This window comes from Mesorhizobium sp. M2C.T.Ca.TU.002.02.1.1, assembly GCF_003997225.1.
The window spans coordinates 1-497 of the sequence record NZ_RZTO01001499.1; the positions used below are offsets into that span (position 1 = coordinate 1).

A 497-nucleotide genomic window follows, 5' to 3' on the forward strand; every position below is an offset into this window, starting at 1 on the left:
CACAATTTCCTTAACGCCACTTCCTCGATCAGGTGGTTGGCGCCCTTGCGCAGGATGAGGTCGGCCCGCGCCCTGGTCGGCAGGATGTTCTCGCGAAGGTTCTTCAGGTTGATGTTGGCCCACAGCCCCTCCGCGATGGCCCGCGCGGCATCCCCGGAAAGCTGCGAATAGCGGTGGAAGAAGGAGTCCGGATTGCGGAAGGCGGTTTCGCGCAGCCGCATGAAACGCTGGATGTACCACTGATGGATCAGCTTCTCGTCGGCATCGATATAGATGGCGAAATCGAAGAAGTCGGACAGGAACGGCACGATCTTGCCGTCCTTCGGCAGCTTGCCCGGCTGCAGCACGTTGATGCCTTCGAAGATCAATATGTCCGGCCGGTCGATGGTGACGAACTCACCCGGAATGACGTCATAGGTCAGGTGCGAATAGACCGGCGCCTGGACGCTGCCTTGCGCCGACTTGATGCCGGACAGGAACCTGAGCATCGCACCGAC

1 protein-coding gene is annotated in these 497 nt (G+C 60.4%); it reads right to left on the bottom strand.

From position 1 onward, the window contains the following. Positions 1–497: type I pantothenate kinase (gene coaA, locus EOD07_RS36955; protein WP_127238538.1), on the bottom strand; the 497-nt coding region annotated here is incomplete at both ends.